We start from the raw sequence: 25,333 nt of genomic DNA on the forward strand, positions 1-25,333 counted from the left end.
CTATTTGTCAGCACTCTTTTTAGTAGTTTTTTTTGCTGTAGTTGTTTTCTTTTTTGTCTCTTTTTTTTCTGTACTTGCTTTTTTTTCTGTACTTGCTTTTTTTGTCGAACTTGTTTTTGTTTTAGAATCTTTTGCAATTATTTCAAGACATTGCTCTAAAGTTAAATCTTTTGCTTCAACACTTTTTGGTATTTTGAAATTTTTTCTTCCTTGTTTTATATATGGACCATATTGACCAATTAGGATTTGAATTTTTTCTTTATCAAAAGTTTTAATAGTAGATTTTTCTTTTGCTTCATCTGTTTCTTTGATAATTTCTAAAGCTCTATTTAAATCAACTGTATAAGGATCATCAGTTTTCAATGAATAAAATTTTGTTTTAACTTGTAAATATGGACCAAATCTTCCAATATTAGCTTTTATTTCATCTCCACTATTATCAAGTCCTACAACTCTTGGAAGTGTAAATAAAAACAGTGCTTCATCTAATGTAATTGTATCCATATTCAAATTATCAGGAATTGCAACAAATTTTGGTTTTTCTTCATCATCTTTTGTTCCAATTTGAATAAATGGTCCAAATCTCCCAACTCTAGCACTTACTGGTTTTCCCGATTTTGGATCAATTCCTATTTCTCTAGATTGTAAATAATCTTCTTTGTGAACACTCTCTTCTTTTTCATCAATTGTTTTTTTAAAATTTCCATAAAAATCTTTCATTACTTGTTCCCAAGCAATCTTTCCAAGAGCTATTTCATCAAACTCTTCTTCAATTTTAGCTGTAAAACCTAAATCTACAATATCTGAAAAGTGATCAACTAAAAAGCTATTTACAATTTCACCTGTTTGAGTAGGAATTAACTTTTTATCTTCAGTTTTTGTTACATACTCTCTTGCTTGAATAGTTGAAATTGTTGGTGCATAAGTTGATGGTCTTCCTATTCCTTCACTCTCTAGTTTTTTAACTAAAGAAGCTTCTGTATAACGAGCAGGTGGTTTTGTAAAATTTTGTTCACTTTCTAATTTTTCTAATTCTAAAACTGTTCCAACTTTGATATTTGGCAGAATTTTTTCAGTACTATCAAGTGCAGCTTCTGGATTATCACTACCTTCTGTATAAGCTTTCATAAATCCAGCAAAAATGATTCTTTGCCCTTTAGATTGAAATTCAAACTCTTTATCACGTCCAGCTTCGATTTTATACGTTGTATTTGCAATTTTTGCTTGTGCCATTTGAGTAGCAAGGGTTCTTTTCCAAATCAAACTATATAATTTATATTGTGCTGGTTCAACAAACTCTTTAATCATACTTGGTTTTAATGCAAGATTAACTGGACGAATCGCTTCATGCGCTTCTTGTGCACCTTTAGCAGTTGATTTATAAACTCTTGGTTTACTTAATGAATACTCTTTTCCATACTCTTCTTCAATTACAGCTTTAGCTGCACTTGTTGCAACTGTTGAAAGATTTAAAGAGTCTGTTCTCATATATGTGATTAAACCACCTGTATGATTTGGAATATTTCCTACATTTCCTTCATAAAGTTGTTGTGCAATAACCATTGTTTGTTTTACTGAAAGACCAAGTTTTCTACTTGCTTCTTGTTGGAGGGTAGATGTTGTAAAAGGAGCTGCTGGATTTCTTATACTCTCTTTTTCTTCAATACTTGCTAATTTATAAATTCCTTGATTAAGTGAAGATTCTATATTTAAGGCTTGTTCTTCATTATCAACTTTTGCTGTTTTTGCAGAAATTTTTGCAAGTTCAGCTTTTAATTCGGGATTTATAAAATCAGCTTTTACTTTCCAATATTCTTCAGGAACAAATGCTCTTATTTCATTTTCTCTATCAACTATAATTCTAACAGCAACACTTTGAACACGTCCAGCACTTAATCCATATCTAACTTTTTTCCATAATAAAGGAGAAAGTTCATAACCAACTGCTCTATCTAAAATACGTCTTGCTTGTTGAGCATCAACTAAATGTTGATCAACATCTCTTGGATTTTCCAATGCTTTTAAAATTGCATCTTTTGTAATTTCATGAAAAACAATTCTTTTTATAGGATTTTTTTCTATTTTAAGTGCAGGAATCAAATGCCATGCAATGGCCTCTCCCTCTCTATCTTCATCGGCTGCTAGGTAAATTGTGGTATCTTTAGAAATGTGTTTTTTCAAATCACTTATAACTTTTTTCTTATCTGCAGTAACCATATATTTTGGTTTAAAATTATCACTTGGGTCAAACCCTAAACTAGACTTTGGTAAATCTCTTACATGCCCCATTGAAGCCATTACGGTATAGTCACTACCTAGAAATTTCGATATTGTTTTTGCTTTTGCTGGGGACTCCACTATTACTAAATTCTTCACTAAAAGTACCTTACATTTTTTTGGAGTTTGCATTCTAACATAAATTAATTAATATTACTTATAAATAATTATCTCTTCTTCTATATCTATATCAAACTCTTTTTTTATTTTTTCTTTTGCAAGTTTTATTAAATAAACTGCATCTTCAAATGTTCCTTTATCATAATTTACTAAAAAATTTGCATGTTGTTCAGAAAAGCTCATATCACCTTTTTTCATTCCTTTTAAACCAACAGCTTCTATTAATCTTCCAGCAAACTCACCTTTTGGATTTTTAAAACAACTTCCTGCACTTGCAATATGAGGTTGATTATCTCTCATTTTTGTAAACTCTTTCAATCGCTCTTTTGAGAATCCATACTCTATATTAAATACAACTTCATAAACAACAGTATCTATTTTTGTATGTCTATATGAAAAAGATACATTCTCTTTTTTTATATAGCCATCTTTTGTTTTTATACTATTAATATAATTAAAAACTTCCCAAGATTTTAATCCTGCATTCATTTTTACTAAACCACCTAAATTTCCTGGTAATTTTGCTAAAAATTCTAAATTTCCTATATCATGTTTTTTTGTGTAAGTTAAAAGTTTTCCTGAGGTTGTAGCACATCCTACATATAATAAATTCCCTTCTTGTCTTATATAATCAAACTCTTCACCTAAAATAGCAAATTTTTTATTCGTATTAGGTGAAATAAGTAAATTATTAGCTCGTCCAATTATTTGATAATCACTATAATCACCTATTTCATTTATTACTAATACATCCAGTGTTGGACCTATATTAATTGAAGAATATCTTTTAAAATCAATTGTTCTAATACTATTTTGCATAAATTATTTTGCTCTTAATTCTTCATATTCACTTGGAATTAAAAAATCTTCTGCTTTTATCAAATTTTGATAAAAGCCATGTTTATATCCAAGTTCAAATAATTTATCTAATGCTTTATATTGAATTTCACTCATTTTAACCGAGTTATCGTTTGCATATAAATCTAAATATTTATCTAATGTTGGTGCATCAACTCTAATTAATCCCTTTTCTAAAAGCATTGGTGCTAAAACTTTTCTATTTTTATTAGCAACTTCAACAGCTTTTATAAGTGTATTCTCATAATTAATCGCACTATGAAGAGGAATTGAACGACGTAAGCACATTCCTCCAAGTGGTAAAGGTAATCCTCCACCACTTAATTCCAACCAAACATCCCACATTTCACGTTCAACTTCTAATTTTTCATCATAAGTTAATATTGATTCATGAATTAATACACCTGCATCTACTGTTCCCTCAAGAACTGCTTTTTCAATATCTAAAAAATTCATATATATAATTCTTGCATTAGGATAAGCAATTCTAAATAAAAGTGCATTTGTTGTAAATTCTCCACTAAGAGCTACTTTAAAATTTTTCTTTAAAACCGTTTCTTTTTTCTTTATAAGTTTTGGTCCATAACCTTCACCAAAAGATACTGCTGTTTTTAAAAGTGCATAGTCATCTTTAACAAAAGGATATAAAGCAAAAGAGATTGCACAAATATCATATACCCCTTTTAAACAAGCTTGATTTAATGTTTCAATATCTAAAGCTATATTTTCAAATTTTGCATCATCTGGAGTCACCCAACCAAATTTAATTGCATAATACATAAATATATCATCTGCATCAGGTGAATGTCCTACACTAATATTTTTCAAATTCATTCCTTTATTTTTGCTAGAGGATTTTAACAAGTTATGGTTTAAAGTTATAAGTTATATTCAAACCTTAGTTTTTTTATAATATCAAATATTGAATCAGCATAAAGAACTCCCGTTGTACTTGAATATCTCCAACCTGCGTTATAACTTGCCCAAACTCTAACCCAATTTTCTTTATGTACTTTTCTCCAATAATCAATTTCAACTATTGCATTTGCAGTTGAAAAAGCCACATCTTTTAAAAGTTTATTAGCAAAATATTTTCTATTATAATAATTATCTTCTACTCTTTGTCTTTTCATTACACTTTTTATATTGGACTGAAAAAGCCCATAATCATTACTAAAATCATTGATTTGTTTTTTTCCAATTGAAGATTCTTTAATTGCAATAGCCATTAAAGTATATTTCATCATTGTATTATCAGTTAGAGATTTAATTTTTTTCAGAATAATTAAATCTACATTTGTTAATCCTAAAGAGTTAGAAAAACAAAATGTATGAATGAGTAAAAATAGAAATAAGATTTTTTTCATAAATGAAGTTTACAATAATTCTAATCATTTTTCAAAACGACTAGAATTATTTGAGATTAAAATCCTGAATTAGATACGTATAATTCTATTATATTTAATAGAGGTTCTATTAATAAAATTGAAATAATTGTCAAAAATACAACAAAACCAACAACTGATTTCATAGGAGTTGAAGCATTTTGCATAAATTTAGTATTCATTCCCTCTTCTGGATTTCTTAAGAACATATAAGAAACAGGTCTTAAATAATAGTATGCTGCTATAACTGAGTTTAAAACAATAATAATAGCTAAAGCAATATGTCCTGCATTTACAGCACTTCCAATAAGATACATTTTCCCCCAGAACAAGGCAAAAGGAGGAAGACCAGTTAGTGCGAAAAAGAACATTCCTAAAATTGATGCTGTAAATGGTGAAATCTGAACTAATCCTGAGAATTTTTTAAATGTATAAGGAGAGTTATAATCTGCATACTCTTTCCCTCTATTTAACCATAACATTCCAAAAGCACCAAAATTTGTTATTGTGAATAGAATCCAATACAAAAATAATGCAACTGTTGCTTGATGTGTACCTATAACTATTGCAGCCATTGCCATACCTGCATTTGATATTGATGAATAAGCTAGCATTCTTTTTATATCTTTTTGTTGTAAAGCAATTAAATTTGGAATTGTCATTGTTAAAACTACAGTCACATAAAGTAAAGTTTGAATAATTGGATCTTGTAAATGAATGAACATTTCAAAAAATCTTAGTGCTACGACAAATCCTGCCATTTTAGGAATTACAGATAAAAATCCTGCCATTGCAGATGTTGATCCTTGATAAACATCTGGAACCCAAATATGATAAGGGAATAAAGACAACTTAAATCCAAGTGCAGCAAACATAAATACAAATCCAACTAAAATCAATACATAGTTAGAATAATTTAATGTACTTAAATATCCTTCTTGAGATAATACTTGTGCCATTTGTGCTAATTCTAAAGTTCCTGTTGTTGCATAAAAAATCATTGACCCAAATACGAAAAATGCAGCTGCTAAAGCTCCCATTGTAAAGTATTTTACAGCAGCTTCAATAGAAACCATTCTATTATGCATTGCTATCATTGTATATAAAGCTAAAGAAGAAGTTTCAAGACCTACAAAAATCAATATTAATGAATCGGAACTTACCATAAATTGGAATCCAGCAACAACTAATAAATATAAAGCAAAATATTCAGCATATCTAAATTCTTGGAATCTTAATTTTGATAATCCTAATAAAACAAATAATATTGAACCACAAATTATTATACATTGAGATAGAACTGATATTCCATCTAATAACATAACATCAAACATTCCTCTTTCATCACCATTAAAAGCTAAAAGAGTAAATAAATCAAAAATTAAAAATAACACAACTAAAATTACATATAAAGATTTGTGTTTATTTTTATTAAATACATCAGTTAATAAAATACCTAACGCACCAATAATTGCTATTGACATTGGTGCTATTGTCCCTAGGTTTAGAGATTCTAAACTTATTTTAATAGGTTCAAGCATTATTTAACCTCCCCAATAGAGTTTAAAGCTCTTAATTTTTCTTTTGTATCTTCATTAACTGCTTTTATTTCCATTACTTTTGTAAGTTGTGAAACAGATGTATTTAATGGGTCTAAAATTAATTTTGGATAGATTCCTAATGATATAATTAAAACTACCAATAAACCAAGTGCTACTAATTCTCTACCAAAAATATCTTTTAATACTTTATTTTCAGGTTTTACTAATTTCCCAAAAAATGTTCTTTTATACATAGCTAACATATATACTGCACTTAAAATAATTGTCAATGCACCTATAAATGTTAAAATAGGAGAGAATTTAAAGAATCCTAGTAAAGATAAAAATTCACCAATAAATCCAATAGTTAAAGGTAATCCAATAGATGCCATTAATACAATTGCATAAACAGTTGCAAAAACTGGCATATTATGGGCTAATCCACCAAACTCTTTTATCATTTTAGTATGTCTTCTATCATATAAAACTCCAACACTCATAAATAGAGCTCCTGAAACAATACCATGACCAATCATTAAATAAACAGCACCTGAAATACCTTCAACATTTAAAGCAAATACTCCAAGAGTAATAACTCCCATATGTGAAATTGATGAATATGCTATCATCTGCTTCATATCTTCTTGAGCATAAGCTAACATCGCTGTATAAATAATTGCAATTAATCCTAAAGTTGCCATAAATCCAACAAAATATACACTTGCATCAGGGAATAATGGTAAAGAGAATCTAATAAATCCATAAGTTTCCATTTTTAATAATACAGCTGCAAGCATTATTGAACCAATTGTGGGTGCTTGTCCATGAGCTAATGGTAACCAAGTATGAAAAGGAAACATTGGAACTTTTACTGCAAATCCAAAGAAGAAAGCTATAAATAACCAAAGTTGTAAATCAAATGGCAATACTACACTATTCCAATCCATTAAACTAAAGCTCCAAACTCCTGTTGTTTCATGATATACATACCCAAAATAAAGCATACCAACTAACATCACAAGTGAACCTATGAATGTATATAAAAAGAATTTAATTGCCGCATAAAATCTTTTTTCTGCTCCCCAAAAACCAATAACATAAAACATTGGAATAAGTGTTAATTCCCAGAAAATATAAAACATAATTACATCTAAAGATACAAAAACTCCAACCATTGTCATTTCTAAAAATAACATAGTTATGATTAGATTTTTCACATCTTTTTTTTCTGTTAAACCAATTAAAGCTACCATTGTCATAAACGTAATCATAACGATTAAAAACAATGAAACTCCATCAACACCCACTGTATAATTGATACCATAAGAACTTATTAAAGGCAAACTCTGAACAAATTGCATACCTGCAACATTTGAATCAAAGTAATACCATAGAAGTAGTGACAATACAAACTCAACTACTGTAACCACAACCCCAAATTGTCTCATTGAATCTTTGTGAATTAAAAATCCAACAACTGCTGCAGCTGCAGGAAAAAATATCAACATAGATAAAATATTTTCCATTTACATTACCTTCCTTAAAGTACCGATAAGACTAAAGCAAATACTAATCCTAAGATTAGTCCAAAAGTCATTAGTCTTAATGATGATGATAGATTTCCCGATTGAATTGGTCTAAATCTAACTCCCATTTTATTAACGAAATGTGCTAAACCATCAATTGATGCATCAATAAATTTAATTTCAATTACTTTCCATACCCAAACTGATATTGCATAATATGGTTTTGTAATACAAACTTCATATATTTTTGGGATATAGTATTGATTACTTAATAATTTATAAATAAACGTATCTTCCCAAGATTTACTAAATCCATCTCTTTTATATTTAAATACTGCAATAGCTATACCAAAAATTGCAATTGCACTTGTAACTAAAATCAATTTCCAAGCTGTTGAGTGTTCTAAGTTCGTTGTTTCCCAAGTTGGTAATATTTTTGTAACAAATTCTACAAATGAATGTTCAAACCAACCAGCTATAACAGCTAAAATTGCAAGAGGTATCATTGCAGCAATTACAAAACTTTTTGCTTCATGAGGATGTAACTCTTCACTATAATTTGCTTTTCCAAAAAAGATTTTCATTACAAGTCTAAATGAATAAAACGCCGTAAGTCCAGCTGTTATCCATAATATTGCCCATAAAACTGTCGCATCAGAATAAAATGCAGCTTCTAAAATTTTATCTTTTGAAAAGAATCCTGCAAGGGGGAAAATACCTGCAAGTGCTAAAGAAGCAATAATCATAATATATGAAGTAGCCTTCATCTCTTTATGAAGTCCACCCATTTTTCTAATATCTAATTCATCATGCATTGCATGCATAACATTTCCAGCTCCAAGAAATAATACTGATTTAAAGAAAGCGTGAGTTGCTAAGTGAAATAATGCTATCCAATAAGCTCCAAGACCAGCTGCAACAAACATATATCCTAATTGAGATAGTGTTGAATATGCAATAATTCTTTTCATATCATTATTTACTAAAGCCATTGAAGCTGCAAATATTGCAACAAATGCTCCTAAACAAGCAATTGCATAACCAACCTCAGGAATTAAAGAATACAATTCATTTGAACGAACTACTAAATAAACTCCGGCAGTTACCATTGTTGCAGCATGAATAAGTGCTGAAACTGGTGTTGGTCCTTCCATTGCATCTGCAAGCCAAGTATGTAAAGGAAACTGTGCAGATTTCCCCATAGCTCCTAAGAATAATAAAGCGCCAATCCAAATAAGTGTTGAAGTTTCAAGTGTTGAAAATTGTGCAAATACAATATCATATTGTAAACTTCCAATATTCCAATAAATTAAAAACATTCCAAGTAATAATCCTAAGTCTCCTATTCTATTCATAATAAAAGCTTCATTTGCTGCCCAAGTTGCAGATTCTTTGTGGTACCAAAATCCAATTAGTAACCAAGAACAAACTCCAACTCCTTCCCAACCAATAAATAAAACAGCAAAATTATCACTCATTACTAAAACTAACATTGAAAAAACAAAAGCTGATAAATATGAAAAATATCTATTAAAACCTTTATCGTGTTCCATATATCCAATTGAATGAATGTGTACCATTGTTGAAACAACAGTAACAACACTCATCATTACTACACTTACATGATCAACCACAAACCCAAAAGGAATATCTAAATTTCCTATTACTATCCAATCAAATAAAACTATATGTAAAGATATATCTTCTGTATAAACATAATATAACAGATTTAAAGAAGCATACATCGAAACAGCTAACATAAATGAAGTAAACCAACCTGTGAATACCATTTTAGACTGAGTTGAAAACAACGCAGCTATTAAAGAACCAACTAAAGGGGCAAAAAGTGCAATATATATAAATTTTTCCATTCTTATCCCTTCATTCCTGCAATATCATCTAAATTGATAGAACCTGTTCTTTTGTACCAAAGAATTAAAAGTCCCAAACCAATTGCAACTTCACTTGCAGCAACAGCAATAATAAAAAATGCAAACATTTGCCCTGTTAAATCTCCATGAAATTTAGAAATTGCTACAAGTCCAACATTTACAGCGTTTAGCATAATTTCTGTTGAGAAAAAAAGCATTAATACATTCTTTCTTCGAATAACTCCAATTAAACCAATTGAAAATAAAACTGTTGAAAGTATCAAATAAGCATTAAGTGTCATTTAACATCCTTTGTAGATGATTCTTCAAGTCTGATTTTTTCATCTATCTCTTCTTCTTTCATTTCTGAATATGATTCATTCATTTTTTTTCCTGCCAATACAATTCCACCTACCATTGCAACTAGAAGCATAAGTGCAGCAAGTTCAAAAGGAAGTAAATATTTTGTAAATAATACAAGACCTACATCTACTGTATTCCCATATTCAGGATGAACAGGAAATTCTGCTTTAATATTTTTTCCAATAATTGGAGCAATTAAAACAACTACAACTATTAAAGCTATCACTCCAGAAAGTAAAAATACTAACCTTGGATTATTAATTTTTTCTTTAACTTCAGATAAAGAATCAAAAAACATCATTCCAAAAGCATATAAAGACATAACAGCACCTGTATAAACTACAATTTGAACTGCACCTAAAAAATCAGCATTTAACAAAAAGAAAAATCCTGAAATAAAAATCATCCCAGAGGCTAATGCACTTAAAGCATAAAGTGAATTATTAGTTAAAACTACTATACTAAACATACCAATAGTTAAAATAGAAAATATTATAAAAGCTATAATTTCAAACATTCAATCTCCTTAGTATGATAATGGTGTTTTTTTGATTTTTTTATCTGCATCAGGAGATACTGAGCCATAACCATCAAATTCAAGTTGCGTTCCTAAACCATTTGCAGAAGTTAAAATATCTTCTTTAAGTGAAAAATGTGCTCTTTGCTCACTTGAATTTTCATATCTTCCACCATGAACAATTGCTAGTTCTGGGCAAACCTCAGCACAGTATCCACAGAAAATACATCTTCCCATATTAATTGTATATTGCATAACTTCTTTTCTAGAATTTTCATCAATTCTTGTTTCCATTCTAATACAATTTGAAATACAAATTTTTTCACAAAGTCCACAACCAATACATCTCTCTTCTCCTGATTCTAATAATCTAAGAAGTTTATGTACAGCTCTATATCTTGGACCAATTGGAAGTTTTTCTTTTGGATATTGAACAGTTGCCATTTCACCTTTAAATAATGCTCTATACATTATTCCAAAAGTAATTCTCATTCCAACAAATAATTCACCTTTGATTGAACGTGCTAAAACTTGTTTGAACATATCCCAGTTAGTTTTTGGGTAATTATCCTCTTGAACTACAATATAATCTTCACTAATATTTCTATTTTTAAACTTTTTTAGTTCCATAACTAACTCCTAAAACATCATCACAAAACCAGTTACTAAAACATTTAGTATGGCAAGTGGCATTAAAATCTTCCAACATAACCACATTAACTGGTCAGGTCTAATATGAGGCCAAGAAGCTCTTGTCCATAAGAAAACAAAAATTAAAAACATAACTTTTAAAACTATTGCAAGTCCACCAGGTATAAACCATAATGGCTCAAATCCACCTAAAAAAATCAATGCAATTAAAAAAGAAATTGTAAATAAATTTGCATACTCTCCAATAAAAAACATTCCCCATCTCATTCCCGAATACTCAGTTGCATATCCAGCAACTAACTCTGCTTCATGTTCAAGTAAGTCAAAAGGAGTTCTATTTGTTTCAGCAAAACCTGCCATAACAAATAATAAAAAAGCTAAAGGTTGAGACCAAATAATCCAATTTGAAACTCCACCTGCTTGGTAATTATTAATATCAATTAAAGATAAACTTCCAACCATCATTAAAGGTGCTAATAAAGAAAGTCCAGATACAACTTCATATGATAAAAGTTGTATTGCTGTTCTTGCACCTCCAAGTAATGCCCATTTATTAGCACTACTCATACCACCTAAAAGTGGTCCATAAAGTCCAACTGCTCCAACAGACAATACAAATAAAACTCCAACATTAATATCACTAATAATTGGTCTTACTGTATATCCAAACATCTCAAATTCTGGAAAAAATGGAACTGCACTCATAGCTATAAAAGCTGTAGATGCTGTAATTAATGGTGCAACCATAAATATTTTTTTATTTACATTTGCAGGTATAATATCCTCTTTACAAAATAATTTAATTCCATCTGCAACGATTTGTAATAATCCATAAGGTCCAACGTTTGTAGGCCCTAATCTTCTTTGCATAAAAGCTAGAATTTTTCTTTCTATATAAGTTGTAAATCCAGCAAGTGCTGAAAAAACTGCAAGTACAACTACTACTTTTACAATAGTTTCTATAATAATACTTGTTTCCATATTATACCTTTGCCACTTTTGCTTTATTAAATCTATAACTATTAAATAGAGCATTTGAAGAACTATTTTTCATAAATGTAGAAACATAAGAAATGTTTCCTTTTATTTGAATATCAACATATGCGTTTAAAGTCAATTCTTGATTATTTGCATTTACTTTTACTTTATCACCTTCAACTAAACCTAAATTCTCAAAAGATTCTTTTGAAAAGAATATTCCATCTTGAAGTTTTTCTTTAAATTCATGGGCAATTGCTGTAAATTCATTAAATTGATTAATTGGATTCGCTTTATAAATTACAATTTCATTTTCTTCTAAAACTAATCTTTCAGTATTAGCTTCTTTTACACTCTCTTCTTTTAATACTTCAAAAGAGTTAATTTCATATCCTCTGTATTCAACTTGGTCATTTCCAAAATGATTTTGTAAATCATCAAACTTAACAGTTTTATAACCTTTGTTTATTGGAAGTTTAACTGTATAATCAATAGTATATTCTACATCGCAACCTAAAACTTCATTTGCAACTTCATTTAAAGTATAACCTTTAAACTCTAAAGCAGCATTTGTAGGAATTACTTTTTTATCTATATTTGTAAAAGTTCCTTCTTGTTGATTAAGAGCTGGTACATCTAAATCACCATCACCTAATGCAGAAAGTTCAAAATCAGCTTTCATGTTATAACCAACACTTAAACCATCAACTTCACTTGAAAGTGTACAAATTTGTGCAACACCTAAAGTATTTGTTTGTGATGGAATAATTACTACATTAAAATTTGTATAAGCATCAATTAATCCACATAATTTTGCTAAATTTTCACTATTTGGATGAGTTATTAAATCTTCTCCAACCATTAAAGAGAAGGCATCTTTTTTAGCTAACATTTCATCAACTAAATCAAGGAATTTTTCATCTCTTCCAAAATCTTCAACAAATGAAACCATTTCATATGAAACTTCTGTTGATACATTTTTAGAAACTACTTTTTTAACCTCTTTTTCTTCACCCGTTGCTTCATCAACAACCATCTCAACAACGTTTTCTTTTACAACTTCAGTTACAGTTTTTGTTTTAGTCTCTTTTTTAGAATATATATAAGCTTGAACTTCAGCTGGTAAATTTTTTCCAAATTTATATAAGATGAAATATAAAATTGACTCTTCAGCCATTGGAGCATGATAGATAAAATCTGTTGTTTTCCCAATTTTTCCAATTTTTTCCATAACTGGATCAGCTACTGGATGAAAATATAATCCCGCACCTTTATTCATAACAACTGAATTATTAAAGGCATATCTTGCATTTGGTAAATCTGATTTTAAATAAGCTCCAACAGAAATTACAAAGTTTGAATTGTGAACATCTGATAATTTTGAAGAATATAAAGTTTGTCCAGATGTTTTAGAATAATTATTTAAAAACTCTTGATATCTTCTTGCATCTTCATTTACAAGTTTTGCCCCTGTAAATTCTGAAATTTTTTGTAAAATCAAAGCTTCTTCATTTGTAATATATGAATTAAATTTAATATTTCTAGCACCTTTAAATGCTTCTACAGCTTTATCAAATGCAGATTTATTTTTTTCTTCAACTTTATTTTCAAAATCATAAGCAAATCTTCCTGCTCCATTTACAGTTGAATAATGAGGTTCACTATTAACTCTATATATTCTTTTTGTTCTATGATTATCAATTGAATCATGTTTTATATCATAATACATAAAAGCACAATCACTTGAGTGAGGATTAGCAGCAGGTATTTTTTTAAGTTCCCAAGCATTTGAAGTATATTGGAAATCATGTGATACTAAAGCTCCAACAGGACAGGCAGAGATACACTCACCACAGTTTGTACAGGCATCAGCATCATAACCAATAAGTGATTTATTAAGTTTATTCCACATAGCATATGCATCTTTTGGCATTTCATCTTTAAATACTTTATCAATATTATCTGAATCTCTTTTTACTGTACTAAGAGCACTTGATCCAACCATATCTTTACATACAGTTACACATCTTTCACAAACAATACATAAAGCTGGATCATAATTCATAACTCCCCAATGTTGAGTTGGTCTATGAATATCTTTTATACTGTAACTTTGAGAATCTACTTTCATATATAAAGAGTAATTTTGTAATTCACACTCTCCACTTTGGTCACAAACACCACATTGTAATGGATGGTTTACATCATAAACCTCCATAATAGCTCTTCTTTCTTTACTAATATTCTCTGTAATAGTTGAAATATCCATTCCATCTTTTACTTTAGTATTACAGCCATAAACTTGTTTCCCATCAGCTTCAACCAGACATAATCTACAGGCTAAAGTTGGAGAACATCTAGTCAAATAACAAACAGCTGGAACAAAAACATTATTTGCTCTTGCTACATTTAATATAGATTCACCCTCTTTTGCAGCAATAGATTTTCCGTCAATTGTTAGTGTAATCATATCACTCATTATATTTCTACCTTTTCAATCTTTACTTGCTTATATCTATAACCATTTAAAATATCATCACTATTTTCAACTTTTAAAATTGCAATTGTTCCTGTTAAAGAATCATCAACTTTTAAAATTTTCATAATTTTTTCATCTTTAAAATTTATATATATTTTATCTCCATCTAAGACTTTTGCTATATTTGAAAATGTTTTACTAGCTAATAATTCATCACTATTCTCGCCTATTAATTTATAAACTAAAGTTCCATTAAATGATTTTAATTCTTCAATTTCATCTAAATTAAAATCCGAACATGAATCAATTCTTTTTGATAACTCGTCATCTAATACAACTAAATTGAAATCTGTATATTTTTTTATTAATGCCAATAATTTTATAATATTTTCAACTCTTTGGTGATTTTTTATATCATTACCAATTATTAAAATTTTTGATTTAGCATCATTAGAAGTTTCAAATGCTTCTGCAAACTCTTCTTCTCCTGCACTACTTTCAGCAGAAATGTATCCTAAATCTAAATTATTAATATATTCTTTTGTTTTCTCATCACAGTTTTTCACAAAAGTATCTAATAATAAAGCGCAGATTCCTTCTTCACTACCTACTTCATATTTGATAAATTGAGTATAAAAAGGTTTTAAACTTACATTATCAATAGGAAACATATAAACAAATTTACTTCTATTATTTTCAATTGAAGTTAACACTGATTTTTTTATTTCTTGATTATCTTCAAAGAAAGTTCCAAAAGATAATATAAAATCACTTTTTAAAATCATTTCTGTATTATTCATTTGATTCACTTTCTACTGATTCAACTATAACTTTAGGCTCTGGTTTTACTTTTTTAACCACTAAAGTCCAATCTACTTCATTGAATTTGATTGAATTCATCAAAGTATAACCAGCTTCATAAATTACATCTGCAGATTTTTGAATATTTGAAAAATCTCCAATTTCAAACATAATAATTGCTGTTTCTTCAGCAGCTATTTGTTTATCAAGTAGTTCTAACATTCTGTCATAAAAGTCATTTTTTAAAAATCTTAAATCAAATCTTTTCATCTGTCAATCTCACCAAAAACTATATTTAAATTACCAATTATTGTAACAACGTCAGCTAATTGACATCCAACTAACAACTCTTCTAAAATTGCAGTATGTTGGAAACTAGGAGTTCTTAATTTTAATCTATAAGCATAGGGACTTCCATCACTTACAACAAAATATCCTAATTCACCTTTTGGTGATTCAGTAGCAACATATACTTCACCAACTGGTGGTCTCATACCTTGAGTTACAAGTACAAAGTGTTGCATTAAAGAGTAATTTTGTGTCATTATTTGCTCTTTTGGAGCTGAAATATAATTTGGAGCATGTGCCATAAGTTGAGAATCCGATTCTGGATACATTAAAAATAATTGTTCTAAAATTTTTGCTGATTCTTTTATTTCAGCAATACAAATTTTGTATCTTCCATATGCATCACAAGTATTTGATACAGGAATATCAAATTTTAATTCTGGGTATAATCCATAAGGCATCTCTTTTCTTAAATCCCATTTGATTCCACTACCTCTTAAAGCGACACCAGAACAAGCCCACTCTTTTGCCATTTTTGGAGTAATAACTCCCACATTTTCAAGCCTCATTTTCCAAATTCTATTTTCAGTTAGAAGACCTTCATAAGTTTTTAATTCTTTAGCTAAAACTTCTAAAAACGATTTACAATCATCAATCCAATTTGCTGGTAAATCTAAAGGAACACCTCCAATTCTTACTGCACTATGAGTAAGTCTAGCTCCACAATAATCTTCTATTAAGTCCATTGCATATTCTCTTTCTCTAAAACAGTAAAGAAACATAGACATTGCACCTACATCAAGAGCATGAGTTGCGAGCCAAAAAAGATGTGAAGTAATTCTATTTAATTCAAGTAACATAGTTCTAATAATTTCTGCACGCCTTGGAGCTTCGATACCTAAAAGTTGCTCAATTGCTAAAGCATATCCATAGTTATTTGAAGTTGCAGCTATATAATCCATTCTATCTGTTGTTGGCAAAAATTCGTTATAAATCATATTTTCCGCCATTTTTTCCATACCTCTATGAAGGTATCCAATCATTGGTCTAGATTTTACAACTTCTTCTCCTTGAAGTTCAAGTACAAGTCTTAACTGACCATGAGCTGATGGATGTTGTGGTCCAAAATTCACCATCATAGTATTATCTTCACGTTCAAAATGAATATTTTCAAAAAAAGGTTTTAATCTATTTGGTTGTTGCATATTTTCTTACCTTCTTCTTTTTAAAACAACTGATTCTTCAGGTTTTAATTTTTTCAATAATGGAGCATTTTCTTCTTGATAAGAGATTGGTGTTTCTGGTTCAAATTCTGAAATATCAACTCCATTTGGAACTTCATGACCAAGTCTTGCAAATCTTGTAGTATCATATCTATCAATTGCAGCAGGATCTCTTTGCTCAGGTCCTATAATATCTCTTGCTTCTTTTCCAAAAATTTTGTCAACTTCATACCAAGCTGCAACTTCATCACCTTGTAATGGATAAGTTTTTTTCAATGGATGGTCATACCAATCATCAGGCATAATAATTCTTTTCATATTTGGATGATTTACAACCTTTACACCTAACATATCATACATTTCTCTTTCTGACCAATTTGCTGATTTATAAAGTGAAGTAACAGACTCAATAGTTTCATCTTTTTGTACAAAACATTTAATTCTTAATCTTTTATGTTTGCTTAAAGATAACATTTCATAAAAAATTTCATAACCATCTTTTGAAGCTAAATAATCAACTGCTGATAATTCCATCAACATTTCATATTTCAATTCATTTTTTAAATATGTCATTATTTTTACAATATCATTTTTATTTATATGTAAAACTAAATGAGTATGCTCAATATAAGAGTCTATAATTGTGAACTCACTAGAAATTTTTTCAAAATCTTTTGCAAAAATTTCATCTTCATTTATTTCATATCTTGGAACATTTGGACTTACAAAAAATCTATCTGAAAAATAAGCTTGTCTTTGAACATTATCTTTTGGTGTATATTTTCTCATTACACTAACCTCTTTTTCTTGTGAGCTCTAAAAATCGATTCTTTTCTGATTTTTTGTTGTAATGTCATAAGAGCATATTGAAGAGTTTCAGGTCTTGGAGCACATCCTGGAAGATAAATATCCACAGGAATTATTCTATCTGCACCTTGAACTGTTGCATAAGTATTAAACATTCCACCTGTATTTGCACAACTTCCCATTGAGATCACCCATTTAGGATCAGGCATTTGATCATATAATCTTCGCATAAATTCTGCATGTTTTTTCGTTAATGTACCTGCAATTATTAAGACATCTGATTGTCTAGGACTTGCTCTAAAAATTGTTCCAAACCTATCAAAATCGTATCGAGATGCGCCGGTTGCCATCATCTCAATGGCACAACAGGCTAAACCATAAGTCATAGGCCATAGAGAATTTGAACGACCAAAATTAACCAATTTATCTATAGTTGTTAATTTAACAGCAGCCCCATTATCTTGTAAATAATTTATTTTATGCTGTGCCATTCAAGCGCTCCTTTTTTCCAAGCATATACAAATCCTATTGCTAATAAAGTAATAAATAAAATCATTTCTATAAAGCCAAACCAACCAAGTAATTTAAAATTAATAGCCCATGGAAACATAAAAATAATTTCAACATCAAATAAGATGAATAATAAAGCTGTTAAATAAAACTGTGCTGAGATTCTATTTGGTTGTTTAGTAACTTCTGGTCCACACTCATAAAGTGTTGTTTTTAGTTTTTCAGTATCTAATCTTGCAATTTTTCTACTTATATATCTTGCAAGCCATACTGTTGCACCAAAAGCACCAAACGTAACAAGAAACATTACAAATGCACCAAAATAGGGATGTGCAAATTCCATATGTGTCATTTAATTTTTCCTTTAAAAGCTAAAAAGTACTATTTTATCACAAATTATGCAGATATTTGAAATAAAAATAGTTGTTCTAAATGTTAAAAATAATATTCAAACCTAATAAAAAATAAGCTTTAAATTTAATGTCTATCTAAGGATAAAATGGAAATTGGTACAAAAAGAAACACCAAATCTAAACTAGTATCACAATTATAATTATCTTGAATTTTACTTGCTTAAATATTGTTTAAAATAAAAATCTAATTATATCTTTTAAATATAAAATAAAGATAAAAAGAGTACCTAGTTTTTCTAAGCTCTTTTTAATTTAGTCAATTATTTTATTAGAAAAATCCTACTTTAGTTTCACCATCAAATTGACCTTTTTGTTCTTTTGTAATTTGCTCTTTAAAGTCTTCTAATTTAAATAATGGCTCGTCACTAACGGCAATTTTGTAAGCTGTATTTTTAATGACCAACTCTATTTGACCACCTGTTAACTCATATTTTGCTAGTTCTTCTATATCAAAATCTTTTTCTAAAGGAAGATTTGCTGGAATTAATTTTTTCCAAAGTTCAATTCTTTGAGCTTTGTTTGGTTTTATAAATTCTATTTTATAATTAAATCTTCTAGAAAACGCCTTATCCAAATTTTCAAGTAAATTTGTAGTTGCAATTAATATTCCATCAAATCTTTCAATTTGTTCTAAAAAAATATTTTGCATTTGATTATGCATTTTATCACTACTACTTGCACTACCTGAAGACCTTGCGCTTAAAAATTGATCTGCTTCATTTAAAAGTAAAACTGGTTCAGATTTTGTTTGTGTTCTTAGTTCATAATATTTATCAAAAATATTTCTTACATTTTTTTCACTTTCACCAATATACATTGATAAAATTTTAGAACAGTCAAAACTTAACACATCTTTTTTAAGAGATTTTGCAAGTGCAAGTGCTGTTAAAGTTTTTCCAGTTCCTGCAACTCCATAAAAAATTATTTTAGCTTCAATTCCTTTTTTCTTATCTTTTATTCCCCATTGTTTTAATCTATTTATTACATTTTTATCAACTTGTTTTAAAAGTGCATCTAAAGTTTCTTTTGTTTTTTCATTTAAAATAACATCATCTAAAGTTTTTGTTGTAGAAATAAGTTCAAACATATCTTGTTCTTTGATTACTGTATCAAGTTTTATTTTTCCAACATTTGCACTTTTTTTAGTTGGGTGAGATATTTTATATAAAACTTCATCAGGGATATAAAAATTTCTATTAATCCCACCAAATGGAGTTAAAACTTCATCATAATCAATCAATGCTTTTGAAACTAAAGTTGAACTTTCTTCTAGTAAACTTCTATATTTTATTTTTTCATAATCATCACTTGAGATTAATTCAATCAAAGAGTTCATATCTCTTAAACTTCCATCTCCACCTGAATATTCTTCTTTTAATAAAGCTAAAAATAGTGTTTGCTCTTGTTCAGTCAAATTGTTTTCTTTAAAAAAATCTTCAAGCATAATTGAATTATTTGTAACTTTTATTCTCTCTTTTATTCTATTCTCCAGTAAAATCAATTTTGATTTTAATCTATTTGAACTTGGACTATTTACATCAAAATTTTTTCTAACCACGTTTAATTGTTGAGCTAAATCAATTCTAAAAAATTGGTCTTGTAAATATTCTAAATGGTCACTATAATTTTTAATTTCAGGAAGAACAAAATCATTAGCACCATTTTCTAACATTTTTAAATACGCACTTGAAAGAGAAACACTTGAATTTATAAGTTCAAGCTTTGAAACCTCACTTAGTTTTACTTGATCAAAAGATACTTGAATCAACCAACCATATTCTAAAAGTGATTTTATTAAATCCAATTTTTCTAAATGTTTATAATTTTTTATATCATAAAATTCAGCTAAAATATCAATTACACCTAAAGTATCTCTTCCATTTACATACTCTTTTGACATAAATTGTAAAATCTTTGCCTCTTCTACTGTGCATTTTAATTGTGCAAAAAAACTTGTACTTTCAACATTGTGCGCTTTTATAAAATCAATTACTTCTTTCATTCTTCTCCTAAAATCTTACTTATTCAATTTTTCTTTTAATTTTTCATAAAATAAATTTAAATCATTTTTATCTGCAAATTCCAAAATATGGTTATTAATAAATATTTTTAACTCTTTAACTTCTAATTTCTCAATATTTTCATATTTGATTATTTCTGAATTTTTTTCAATATCAACAATAAAACTATTACTTACATCTATCAAATAATCCTGACATAAAGCTTTATATGAACCTCTTGAATAAACATAATTATTGCAATCACTATTTTTTAAATATTCTTCAATTTTGTGCAAATTAGAGTGATTATGAATATTCAAAGATATAACTACAATTGCAATTAATAAAAACAATCCTATAAAAATCATTTAAACTTCCTTTAAAATTAATATGATACAGCAATATCTCTTAACTACATATGAATAAAAAAATGCTAAAATATTTGGAAATTATAAAAGCAAACAAAAAAAGGAATACAATGTTTAAGCAAATTGCATCTTTTACAAAATTGTCATTACTTCTTTTTCTACTAAATGGTTGTACAAACTATAATGAAGCAATGAAAGTTTTGCCCAATGAATTATCTATTGCTGATGATTGTAGAAATAACAATAAACAATTTGAAATGGATTGTTATGATTTAATTTCATATAAAAATACTTTCGCCCAATTAAGACTAGGAATAAATGCTCAATATAGAGGAAATTTCCAAGAAGCATTTCATCGATTTGTGCTTGCAAAAGAAAAAGGTAATTTTTACGCAAATGCATTAATTGCTGATTTATATAACAATGGTTATGGTGTTGCACAAGATGAAAATAAAATGCTTGATTTATTAAAAGATGTAAAAGAAGTTGATCCTATTGCAGCATATAAACTATCTTTTTATTATCTTTCAAAAGATGATTTTGCAGAAGTTATAAAATTACTCACTTATGCAGCTGAAAATGGAGTAAAAGATGCACAAAATCAGTTAAGTATTCTTTACTCAAATGGTCAATATATTGAACCAGACTTTGAAAAAAGTTCTTTTTGGCATATTCAATATGAAGAAGGAACTGAAAACTTTATAAATAAAATATATGGAATATAGATGTTAAAACCAATTATCCTTTCAATTAGTGCTGTTTTTTTATTTACAGCTTGTTCTTTTAAAATGCCAAGTTTTGATTGGTTCTCTTTTTCTGATTCTGATAAATATGCAGATATTTTACAAGAAGCAGATAATTGTCAAAAAGTTGAAAATGAAGATTCTAAACTTAGTTGTTATAGAAATATAGAAAATACAAATTCATTTGCACAAATAAGATTAGGAACTTATTATGCAAATAAAAAAGATTATAAATCTGCCTTAAAATATTTAAATCAAGCAAAACAAAATGATAATATTTATGCAAATCTTCCTTTAGCTTTTTTATACTATAAAGGAGAAGGTGTTCAAAAAGATTTAAATAAATCTTTTGAGCTTTTAAAAGAATCAAGTGATATTGACCCAACAGCAGCTTATCAACTTTCTAGATTTTATCTTCAAGGTATAAATACTAAGATTGATAATGAAAAAGGTATAGAATTGTTAAATTTTGCAGCATCAAAAGGCGTATCTGCAGCTCAAGAAATACTTGTTAATACTTATAAAAATGGTTTATTTGAACAACCAAGAGATCAAAAGAAAGTAGAATTTTGGCAAAATAAACTGAAAGAAGAAGTTGAAGATGTAAATCACAAGATTTACAGACTTTAAAGTAGTATTACTTTTTTTCCAAACCATGGAAAAAAAGTTCTATTGTATCTTTTACAATATTTCTTGTATCATATTTTTCAATCAAATAACTCTCTATAAATCCATCTGATAATTTTTTAAATAGTGTTGATATATGTTTATAATTTATATCTGAATTTGGATAAAGCTTTTTAAATTGCCTTATTAAGTAATCATAAATTTCATCAACAATTTGATGATTTGAAATATCTAATTTATGAAAAAAATAAGGATCATTTGTCAAAGTTTCATCTGGATTATTATCAATTTGTATAAATATTTCATATTTACATGATAAATAAAGTTCTAAATTTTTTTTAGGGTCTGAAGTTTCATTTTCTTTTAAAGTTTCCATAAACTTTTGAAGTTTAAAAATCAAATATTCTAAGTATAAATCATCTTTAGAATTAAAAAGATTATAAATTGTTCCAACAGAAGTTTCCAACTCTTTTGCGAGATGTGAGATTTTAAAATTTTTATAACCACTTTTATCAAAATAGTTAGCAGCGGCTTTTAAATATAAATCTTTTTTTACTTTGTTTAATTCATCATTTATTCTATTTTTCATTCTTTTCCAGATTTTTCTTATGATTATAATTTAATTATTATTAAAAGCACGAAATGAACAATTACAAATATTTTGAACTTAATTCATTATTAAGTTTATTTGATTTAAAATCCACTTCACTTTAAAAACCTAGGATTCTAATGAATTTAAATCCACACATAAAAATCAAACTTTTAAGGGATATAAAAACAGATGCCCTTTTAATCTACATAAAAACTGTCATTGAAGAACTTTTAGAAAATATAAAAAATGAAACTTATAAAATTGACTTAGGATATCAAGAATTTAATAATGAAATAGAAGAAAATATAAGAAAATTAAACGAAGAATTAAGCCTTACAATAATAAATGCCTATGAACTAAAAGCTTTTATTTCTTATCAACAAGTAAAAAATAAAAATCAAAAACTTTTGCCAAATGATGAAGCTTTAATTTTTTATTATAATTCTTTAGTTAAACAAATAGAAACTCAATTATTATCAGGTGAGTTATGGATTCCAGAACAAATTATTTTATCTCTTTTAAGTGAATGGATTTTGGAAGAAGAAAAATCAACTGAATTTTATCCTTTTTTAAAAGAGTTTAACTATTTAAAACTATTAAGTTATTATGAAATTGCTCGAAACAATGAAAATAATAAATTATTAAAAGAAAATATAAATAAAATGTACAAAATCTCATCTTCGATGATTAAAAAATTAAAAACTTCAAAATATAAAATCAACAATACTAGGAAATCTAAGGCAAGAATGAAATGAAAAATAATATTTTATCAGGATTAACTGTTGGAATTATAGCTCTTCCTTTATCAATGGCATTAGCAATTGCCACAGGCGTTCCACCTCAACTTGGACTTTATACTGCAATTATCGCAGGAATTTTTGCTGCTATTTTTGGAAGTAGTAAAATAAATATTTCTGGACCAACTGCAGCTTTTGTAGTTATTCTCATACCAATTGTACAAGAGTTTGGTATAACTGGATTATTACTTTGTGGATTACTCTCTGGAATTATCTTAATTTTTATAGGTATTTTAAAGTTGGGTACATTAATTGAACTTATTCCATATCCTGTAACTGTTGGATTTACATCAGGAATTGCTGTTGTTATTGCTACTTTTCAAATAAAAGATTTTTTTGGATTAACTATTTCAAATTTTGAAGGAAGTTATTTAGATAAAATATATTTGTTATCTACTTCATTTCATACTATTGATTTTGCTGAATTTACAATAGGATTAATGACTCTTCTTCTACTAATTTTATGGCAAAAAACAAAAAGTAAAATACCAGCTGCTTTAATTGCACTTACTTTTACAACAATTATTGTAGCTTTTTTAAATATTTATATTCCAACCCTTGACATTTCAACTATCTCATCAACTTTTCACTATAAAATCGGAGATTTAGAAGGGAATGGTATTCCTCCTATTCCATTACAATTTTCACTTCCTTGGGGAAATTTAAATATACAAGATATAAATCTTGATTTATTATATAAACTCTTTCCTCATGCAATTGCAATTGCAATTTTAGGGGCATTAGAATCGCTTTTATGTGCAGTTATTTCTGATGGGATGACAGGAAATAAAACTGATCCAAATAAAGAGTTAATAGGTCAAGGAATTACTAATATTATTGTTCCATTTTTTGGTGGGATTCCTGCAACTGCGGCAATTGCAAGAACAGTTGTAAATATTAAATCAGGCGCAAACTCTAAAATATCTTCGATAATTCACGCTTTATTTATTTTGGTAGCTATAACTTTCATATCAACTTATCTTTCATATTTACCAATGGCTTCTCTTTCAGCTTTATTATTGATGGTTGCTTGGAATATGTCAGAAGTAAAACACTTTGTAAATATTATAAAAGTTGCTCCTAAAAATGATGTTTATGTTTTATTAACTTGTTTTATTTTAACAGTTTTAATAGATATGCAAGTTGCTGTTGCTGTTGGAATTGGACTTGCTTCTGTTTTATTTATAAAAAGAACTATTGATTTATACTCTATTGAATTGGTTAATACTCAAAATCTTACTGTTCATCCTGATATTCCCGAAAATATCTCTATTTATGATATAAATGGACCAATGTTCTTTGGAGCAGCTCAAAATGCTTTAAAAACTCTTTTAAATACAAATGAAGATACAAATATTGTAATTTTAAATATGAAAAATGTAACAATGATAGATATCACAGCTATGGTTGCATTAAAATCAATAATTGATAATTTTAAAAATCATGATAAAAAACTAATTTTTTCAGGTTTAAATACAAGAATATTAAAAAAATTAACAAAAGCAAATTTTAAATTTGATGAGAATAATTTAAAAAATTTTATTGATATAGATGAAGCTATTACTTATTCAAAAACTGTAATATAAAAGTATTTTTTA

25 protein-coding genes are annotated in these 25,333 nt (G+C 27.9%); 4 read left to right on the forward strand and 21 right to left on the reverse strand.

All coding sequences use genetic code 11. The annotated features are described in order from the left end of the window. From topA to ABLL_RS13885, 20 genes are all read right to left on the reverse strand, one after another. Positions 1–2,376 (reverse strand): type I DNA topoisomerase, encoded by a 2,376-nt coding sequence (gene topA, locus ABLL_RS13790; protein ID WP_041654938.1) that lies wholly within the window; start codon positions 2,374–2,376, stop codon positions 1–3. A gap of 54 nt (positions 2,377–2,430) precedes the next feature. After that, positions 2,431–3,216 (reverse strand): UDP-N-acetylmuramate dehydrogenase, encoded by a 786-nt coding sequence (locus tag ABLL_RS13795; RefSeq protein WP_014475400.1) that lies wholly within the window; start codon positions 3,214–3,216, stop codon positions 2,431–2,433. A gap of 3 nt (positions 3,217–3,219) precedes the next feature. Next, positions 3,220–4,083 carry a menaquinone biosynthesis family protein gene (locus ABLL_RS13800; RefSeq protein WP_014475401.1) on the reverse strand — a complete coding sequence of 288 codons (864 nt, stop codon included), beginning with the start codon at positions 4,081–4,083 and terminating at the stop codon, positions 3,220–3,222. 50 nt (positions 4,084–4,133) lie between these two features. Further along, complete coding sequence (locus ABLL_RS13805) at positions 4,134–4,622, reverse strand: transglycosylase SLT domain-containing protein (RefSeq protein WP_014475402.1); 489 nt, start codon at positions 4,620–4,622, stop codon at positions 4,134–4,136. Positions 4,623–4,678: 56 nt separating this feature from the next. After that, positions 4,679–6,181 (reverse strand): NADH-quinone oxidoreductase subunit NuoN, encoded by a 1,503-nt coding sequence (nuoN, locus tag ABLL_RS13810; protein ID WP_014475403.1) that lies wholly within the window; start codon positions 6,179–6,181, stop codon positions 4,679–4,681. Continuing rightward, complete coding sequence (locus tag ABLL_RS13815; RefSeq protein WP_014475404.1) at positions 6,181–7,707, reverse strand: NADH-quinone oxidoreductase subunit M; 1,527 nt, start codon at positions 7,705–7,707, stop codon at positions 6,181–6,183. The genes nuoN and ABLL_RS13815 overlap by 1 nt, the downstream gene beginning before the upstream one ends. 14 nt (positions 7,708–7,721) lie before the next feature. After that, the gene (gene nuoL / locus ABLL_RS13820) at positions 7,722–9,578 is read right to left on the reverse strand and encodes an NADH-quinone oxidoreductase subunit L (RefSeq protein ID WP_014475405.1); all 1,857 of its coding nucleotides are present in this window, start codon (positions 9,576–9,578) and stop codon (positions 7,722–7,724) included. Positions 9,579–9,580: 2 nt separating this feature from the next. Continuing rightward, positions 9,581–9,880 (reverse strand): NADH-quinone oxidoreductase subunit NuoK, encoded by a 300-nt coding sequence (gene nuoK, locus ABLL_RS13825; RefSeq protein WP_014475406.1) that lies wholly within the window; start codon positions 9,878–9,880, stop codon positions 9,581–9,583. After that, positions 9,877–10,458 carry an NADH-quinone oxidoreductase subunit J gene (locus tag ABLL_RS13830; RefSeq protein ID WP_014475407.1) on the reverse strand — a complete coding sequence of 194 codons (582 nt, stop codon included), beginning with the start codon at positions 10,456–10,458 and terminating at the stop codon, positions 9,877–9,879. The genes nuoK and ABLL_RS13830 overlap by 4 nt, the downstream gene beginning before the upstream one ends. Positions 10,459–10,467: 9 nt before the next feature. Further along, entirely contained in the window at positions 10,468–11,088 is a 621-nt protein-coding gene (gene nuoI, locus ABLL_RS13835) for an NADH-quinone oxidoreductase subunit NuoI (protein ID WP_014475408.1), read from the reverse strand. 9 nt (positions 11,089–11,097) lie between these two features. Further along, a complete protein-coding gene (gene nuoH / locus ABLL_RS13840) occupies positions 11,098–12,090 on the reverse strand; it encodes an NADH-quinone oxidoreductase subunit NuoH (protein WP_014475409.1) in 993 nt (330 codons plus the stop codon). Position 12,091: 1 nt separating this feature from the next. After that, entirely contained in the window at positions 12,092–14,566 is a 2,475-nt protein-coding gene (locus ABLL_RS13845) for an NADH-quinone oxidoreductase subunit G (protein ID WP_014475410.1), read from the reverse strand. Continuing rightward, positions 14,566–15,366, reverse strand: coding sequence for a hypothetical protein (locus ABLL_RS13850; protein WP_014475411.1), 801 nt, complete (start codon positions 15,364–15,366; stop codon positions 14,566–14,568). Before ABLL_RS13850 ends, ABLL_RS13845 begins: the two co-directional genes overlap by 1 nt. Then, on the reverse strand, positions 15,359–15,637 hold the full coding sequence (locus ABLL_RS13855; RefSeq protein WP_014475412.1) for an NADH-ubiquinone oxidoreductase subunit E family protein: 279 nt from the start codon (positions 15,635–15,637) through the stop codon (positions 15,359–15,361). Before ABLL_RS13855 ends, ABLL_RS13850 begins: the two co-directional genes overlap by 8 nt. After that, positions 15,634–16,860 carry an NADH dehydrogenase (quinone) subunit D gene (gene nuoD / locus ABLL_RS13860; protein WP_014475413.1) on the reverse strand — a complete coding sequence of 409 codons (1,227 nt, stop codon included), beginning with the start codon at positions 16,858–16,860 and terminating at the stop codon, positions 15,634–15,636. Before nuoD ends, ABLL_RS13855 begins: the two co-directional genes overlap by 4 nt. 6 nt (positions 16,861–16,866) lie before the next feature. Continuing rightward, complete coding sequence (locus tag ABLL_RS13865) at positions 16,867–17,667, reverse strand: NADH-quinone oxidoreductase subunit C (protein WP_014475414.1); 801 nt, start codon at positions 17,665–17,667, stop codon at positions 16,867–16,869. Next, entirely contained in the window at positions 17,667–18,176 is a 510-nt protein-coding gene (locus tag ABLL_RS13870) for an NADH-quinone oxidoreductase subunit B family protein (RefSeq protein ID WP_014475415.1), read from the reverse strand. The genes ABLL_RS13865 and ABLL_RS13870 overlap by 1 nt, the downstream gene beginning before the upstream one ends. Beyond that, on the reverse strand, positions 18,158–18,547 hold the full coding sequence (locus tag ABLL_RS13875) for an NAD(P)H-quinone oxidoreductase subunit 3 (protein WP_014475416.1): 390 nt from the start codon (positions 18,545–18,547) through the stop codon (positions 18,158–18,160). The genes ABLL_RS13870 and ABLL_RS13875 overlap by 19 nt, the downstream gene beginning before the upstream one ends. Before the next feature lie 329 nt (positions 18,548–18,876). Continuing rightward, on the reverse strand, positions 18,877–20,610 hold the full coding sequence (locus tag ABLL_RS13880; RefSeq protein WP_014475417.1) for an ATP-binding protein: 1,734 nt from the start codon (positions 20,608–20,610) through the stop codon (positions 18,877–18,879). 15 nt (positions 20,611–20,625) lie between these two features. After that, the gene (locus ABLL_RS13885) at positions 20,626–20,976 is read right to left on the reverse strand and encodes a hypothetical protein (RefSeq protein WP_014475418.1); all 351 of its coding nucleotides are present in this window, start codon (positions 20,974–20,976) and stop codon (positions 20,626–20,628) included. A 110-nt stretch (positions 20,977–21,086) separates the two neighbouring features. Here ABLL_RS13885 and ABLL_RS13890 point away from each other — a divergent pair, with 110 nt between their 5' ends. Together ABLL_RS13890 and ABLL_RS13895 are read left to right on the forward strand one after the other, a co-directional pair. Then, the gene (locus ABLL_RS13890; protein ID WP_014475419.1) at positions 21,087–21,701 is read left to right on the forward strand and encodes a tetratricopeptide repeat protein; all 615 of its coding nucleotides are present in this window, start codon (positions 21,087–21,089) and stop codon (positions 21,699–21,701) included. Further along, entirely contained in the window at positions 21,702–22,349 is a 648-nt protein-coding gene (locus ABLL_RS13895; RefSeq protein ID WP_014475420.1) for a tetratricopeptide repeat protein, read from the forward strand. A gap of 7 nt (positions 22,350–22,356) precedes the next feature. On the opposite strand, the gene ABLL_RS13900 is transcribed toward ABLL_RS13895, so the two are convergent. Further along, positions 22,357–22,935, reverse strand: coding sequence for a TetR/AcrR family transcriptional regulator (locus ABLL_RS13900; protein WP_014475421.1), 579 nt, complete (start codon positions 22,933–22,935; stop codon positions 22,357–22,359). A gap of 140 nt (positions 22,936–23,075) precedes the next feature. On the opposite strand from ABLL_RS13900, the gene ABLL_RS13905 reads away from it, so the two are divergent. Together ABLL_RS13905 and dauA are read left to right on the forward strand one after the other, a co-directional pair. Beyond that, positions 23,076–23,693 carry a hypothetical protein gene (locus ABLL_RS13905; RefSeq protein ID WP_014475422.1) on the forward strand — a complete coding sequence of 206 codons (618 nt, stop codon included), beginning with the start codon at positions 23,076–23,078 and terminating at the stop codon, positions 23,691–23,693. After that, positions 23,690–25,321, forward strand: a complete 1,632-nt coding sequence (dauA, locus tag ABLL_RS13910) for a C4-dicarboxylic acid transporter DauA (protein WP_014475423.1) — start codon at positions 23,690–23,692, stop codon at positions 25,319–25,321. Before ABLL_RS13905 ends, dauA begins: the two co-directional genes overlap by 4 nt. The last annotated feature ends 12 nt before the right edge of the window (positions 25,322–25,333 follow it).

It is taken from the genome of Arcobacter sp. L (genome assembly GCF_000284235.1).
GTDB lineage: Bacteria > Campylobacterota > Campylobacteria > Campylobacterales > Arcobacteraceae > Aliarcobacter > Aliarcobacter defluvii.

What these genes read in the sequence shown, in the direction of transcription:
- nuoK (WP_014475406.1), bottom strand. Translation starts at nt 9,880, where the DNA reads ATGACACTTAATGCTTATTTGATACTTTCAACAGTTTTATTTTCAATT.
- dauA (WP_014475423.1), top strand. Translation starts at nt 23,690, where the DNA reads ATGAAAAATAATATTTTATCAGGATTAACTGTTGGAATTATAGCTCTT.
- ABLL_RS13850 (WP_014475411.1), bottom strand. Translation starts at nt 15,366, where the DNA reads ATGAATAATACAGAAATGATTTTAAAAAGTGATTTTATATTATCTTTT.
- nuoI (WP_014475408.1), bottom strand. Translation starts at nt 11,088, where the DNA reads ATGGAACTAAAAAAGTTTAAAAATAGAAATATTAGTGAAGATTATATT.
- nuoL (WP_014475405.1), bottom strand. Translation starts at nt 9,578, where the DNA reads ATGGAAAAATTTATATATATTGCACTTTTTGCCCCTTTAGTTGGTTCT.
- ABLL_RS13795 (WP_014475400.1), bottom strand. Translation starts at nt 3,216, where the DNA reads ATGCAAAATAGTATTAGAACAATTGATTTTAAAAGATATTCTTCAATT.
- ABLL_RS13890 (WP_014475419.1), top strand. Translation starts at nt 21,087, where the DNA reads ATGTTTAAGCAAATTGCATCTTTTACAAAATTGTCATTACTTCTTTTT.
- nuoD (WP_014475413.1), bottom strand. Translation starts at nt 16,860, where the DNA reads ATGCAACAACCAAATAGATTAAAACCTTTTTTTGAAAATATTCATTTT.
- ABLL_RS13855 (WP_014475412.1), bottom strand. Translation starts at nt 15,637, where the DNA reads ATGAAAAGATTTGATTTAAGATTTTTAAAAAATGACTTTTATGACAGA.
- nuoN (WP_014475403.1), bottom strand. Translation starts at nt 6,181, where the DNA reads ATGCTTGAACCTATTAAAATAAGTTTAGAATCTCTAAACCTAGGGACA.
- ABLL_RS13865 (WP_014475414.1), bottom strand. Translation starts at nt 17,667, where the DNA reads ATGAGAAAATATACACCAAAAGATAATGTTCAAAGACAAGCTTATTTT.
- ABLL_RS13900 (WP_014475421.1), bottom strand. Translation starts at nt 22,935, where the DNA reads ATGAAAAATAGAATAAATGATGAATTAAACAAAGTAAAAAAAGATTTA.
- ABLL_RS13845 (WP_014475410.1), bottom strand. Translation starts at nt 14,566, where the DNA reads ATGAGTGATATGATTACACTAACAATTGACGGAAAATCTATTGCTGCA.
- ABLL_RS13805 (WP_014475402.1), bottom strand. Translation starts at nt 4,622, where the DNA reads ATGAAAAAAATCTTATTTCTATTTTTACTCATTCATACATTTTGTTTT.
- ABLL_RS13830 (WP_014475407.1), bottom strand. Translation starts at nt 10,458, where the DNA reads ATGTTTGAAATTATAGCTTTTATAATATTTTCTATTTTAACTATTGGT.
- ABLL_RS13895 (WP_014475420.1), top strand. Translation starts at nt 21,702, where the DNA reads ATGTTAAAACCAATTATCCTTTCAATTAGTGCTGTTTTTTTATTTACA.
- ABLL_RS13875 (WP_014475416.1), bottom strand. Translation starts at nt 18,547, where the DNA reads ATGACACATATGGAATTTGCACATCCCTATTTTGGTGCATTTGTAATG.
- ABLL_RS13905 (WP_014475422.1), top strand. Translation starts at nt 23,076, where the DNA reads ATGAATTTAAATCCACACATAAAAATCAAACTTTTAAGGGATATAAAA.
- ABLL_RS13870 (WP_014475415.1), bottom strand. Translation starts at nt 18,176, where the DNA reads ATGGCACAGCATAAAATAAATTATTTACAAGATAATGGGGCTGCTGTT.
- nuoH (WP_014475409.1), bottom strand. Translation starts at nt 12,090, where the DNA reads ATGGAAACAAGTATTATTATAGAAACTATTGTAAAAGTAGTAGTTGTA.
- ABLL_RS13880 (WP_014475417.1), bottom strand. Translation starts at nt 20,610, where the DNA reads ATGAAAGAAGTAATTGATTTTATAAAAGCGCACAATGTTGAAAGTACA.
- ABLL_RS13815 (WP_014475404.1), bottom strand. Translation starts at nt 7,707, where the DNA reads ATGGAAAATATTTTATCTATGTTGATATTTTTTCCTGCAGCTGCAGCA.
- ABLL_RS13885 (WP_014475418.1), bottom strand. Translation starts at nt 20,976, where the DNA reads ATGATTTTTATAGGATTGTTTTTATTAATTGCAATTGTAGTTATATCT.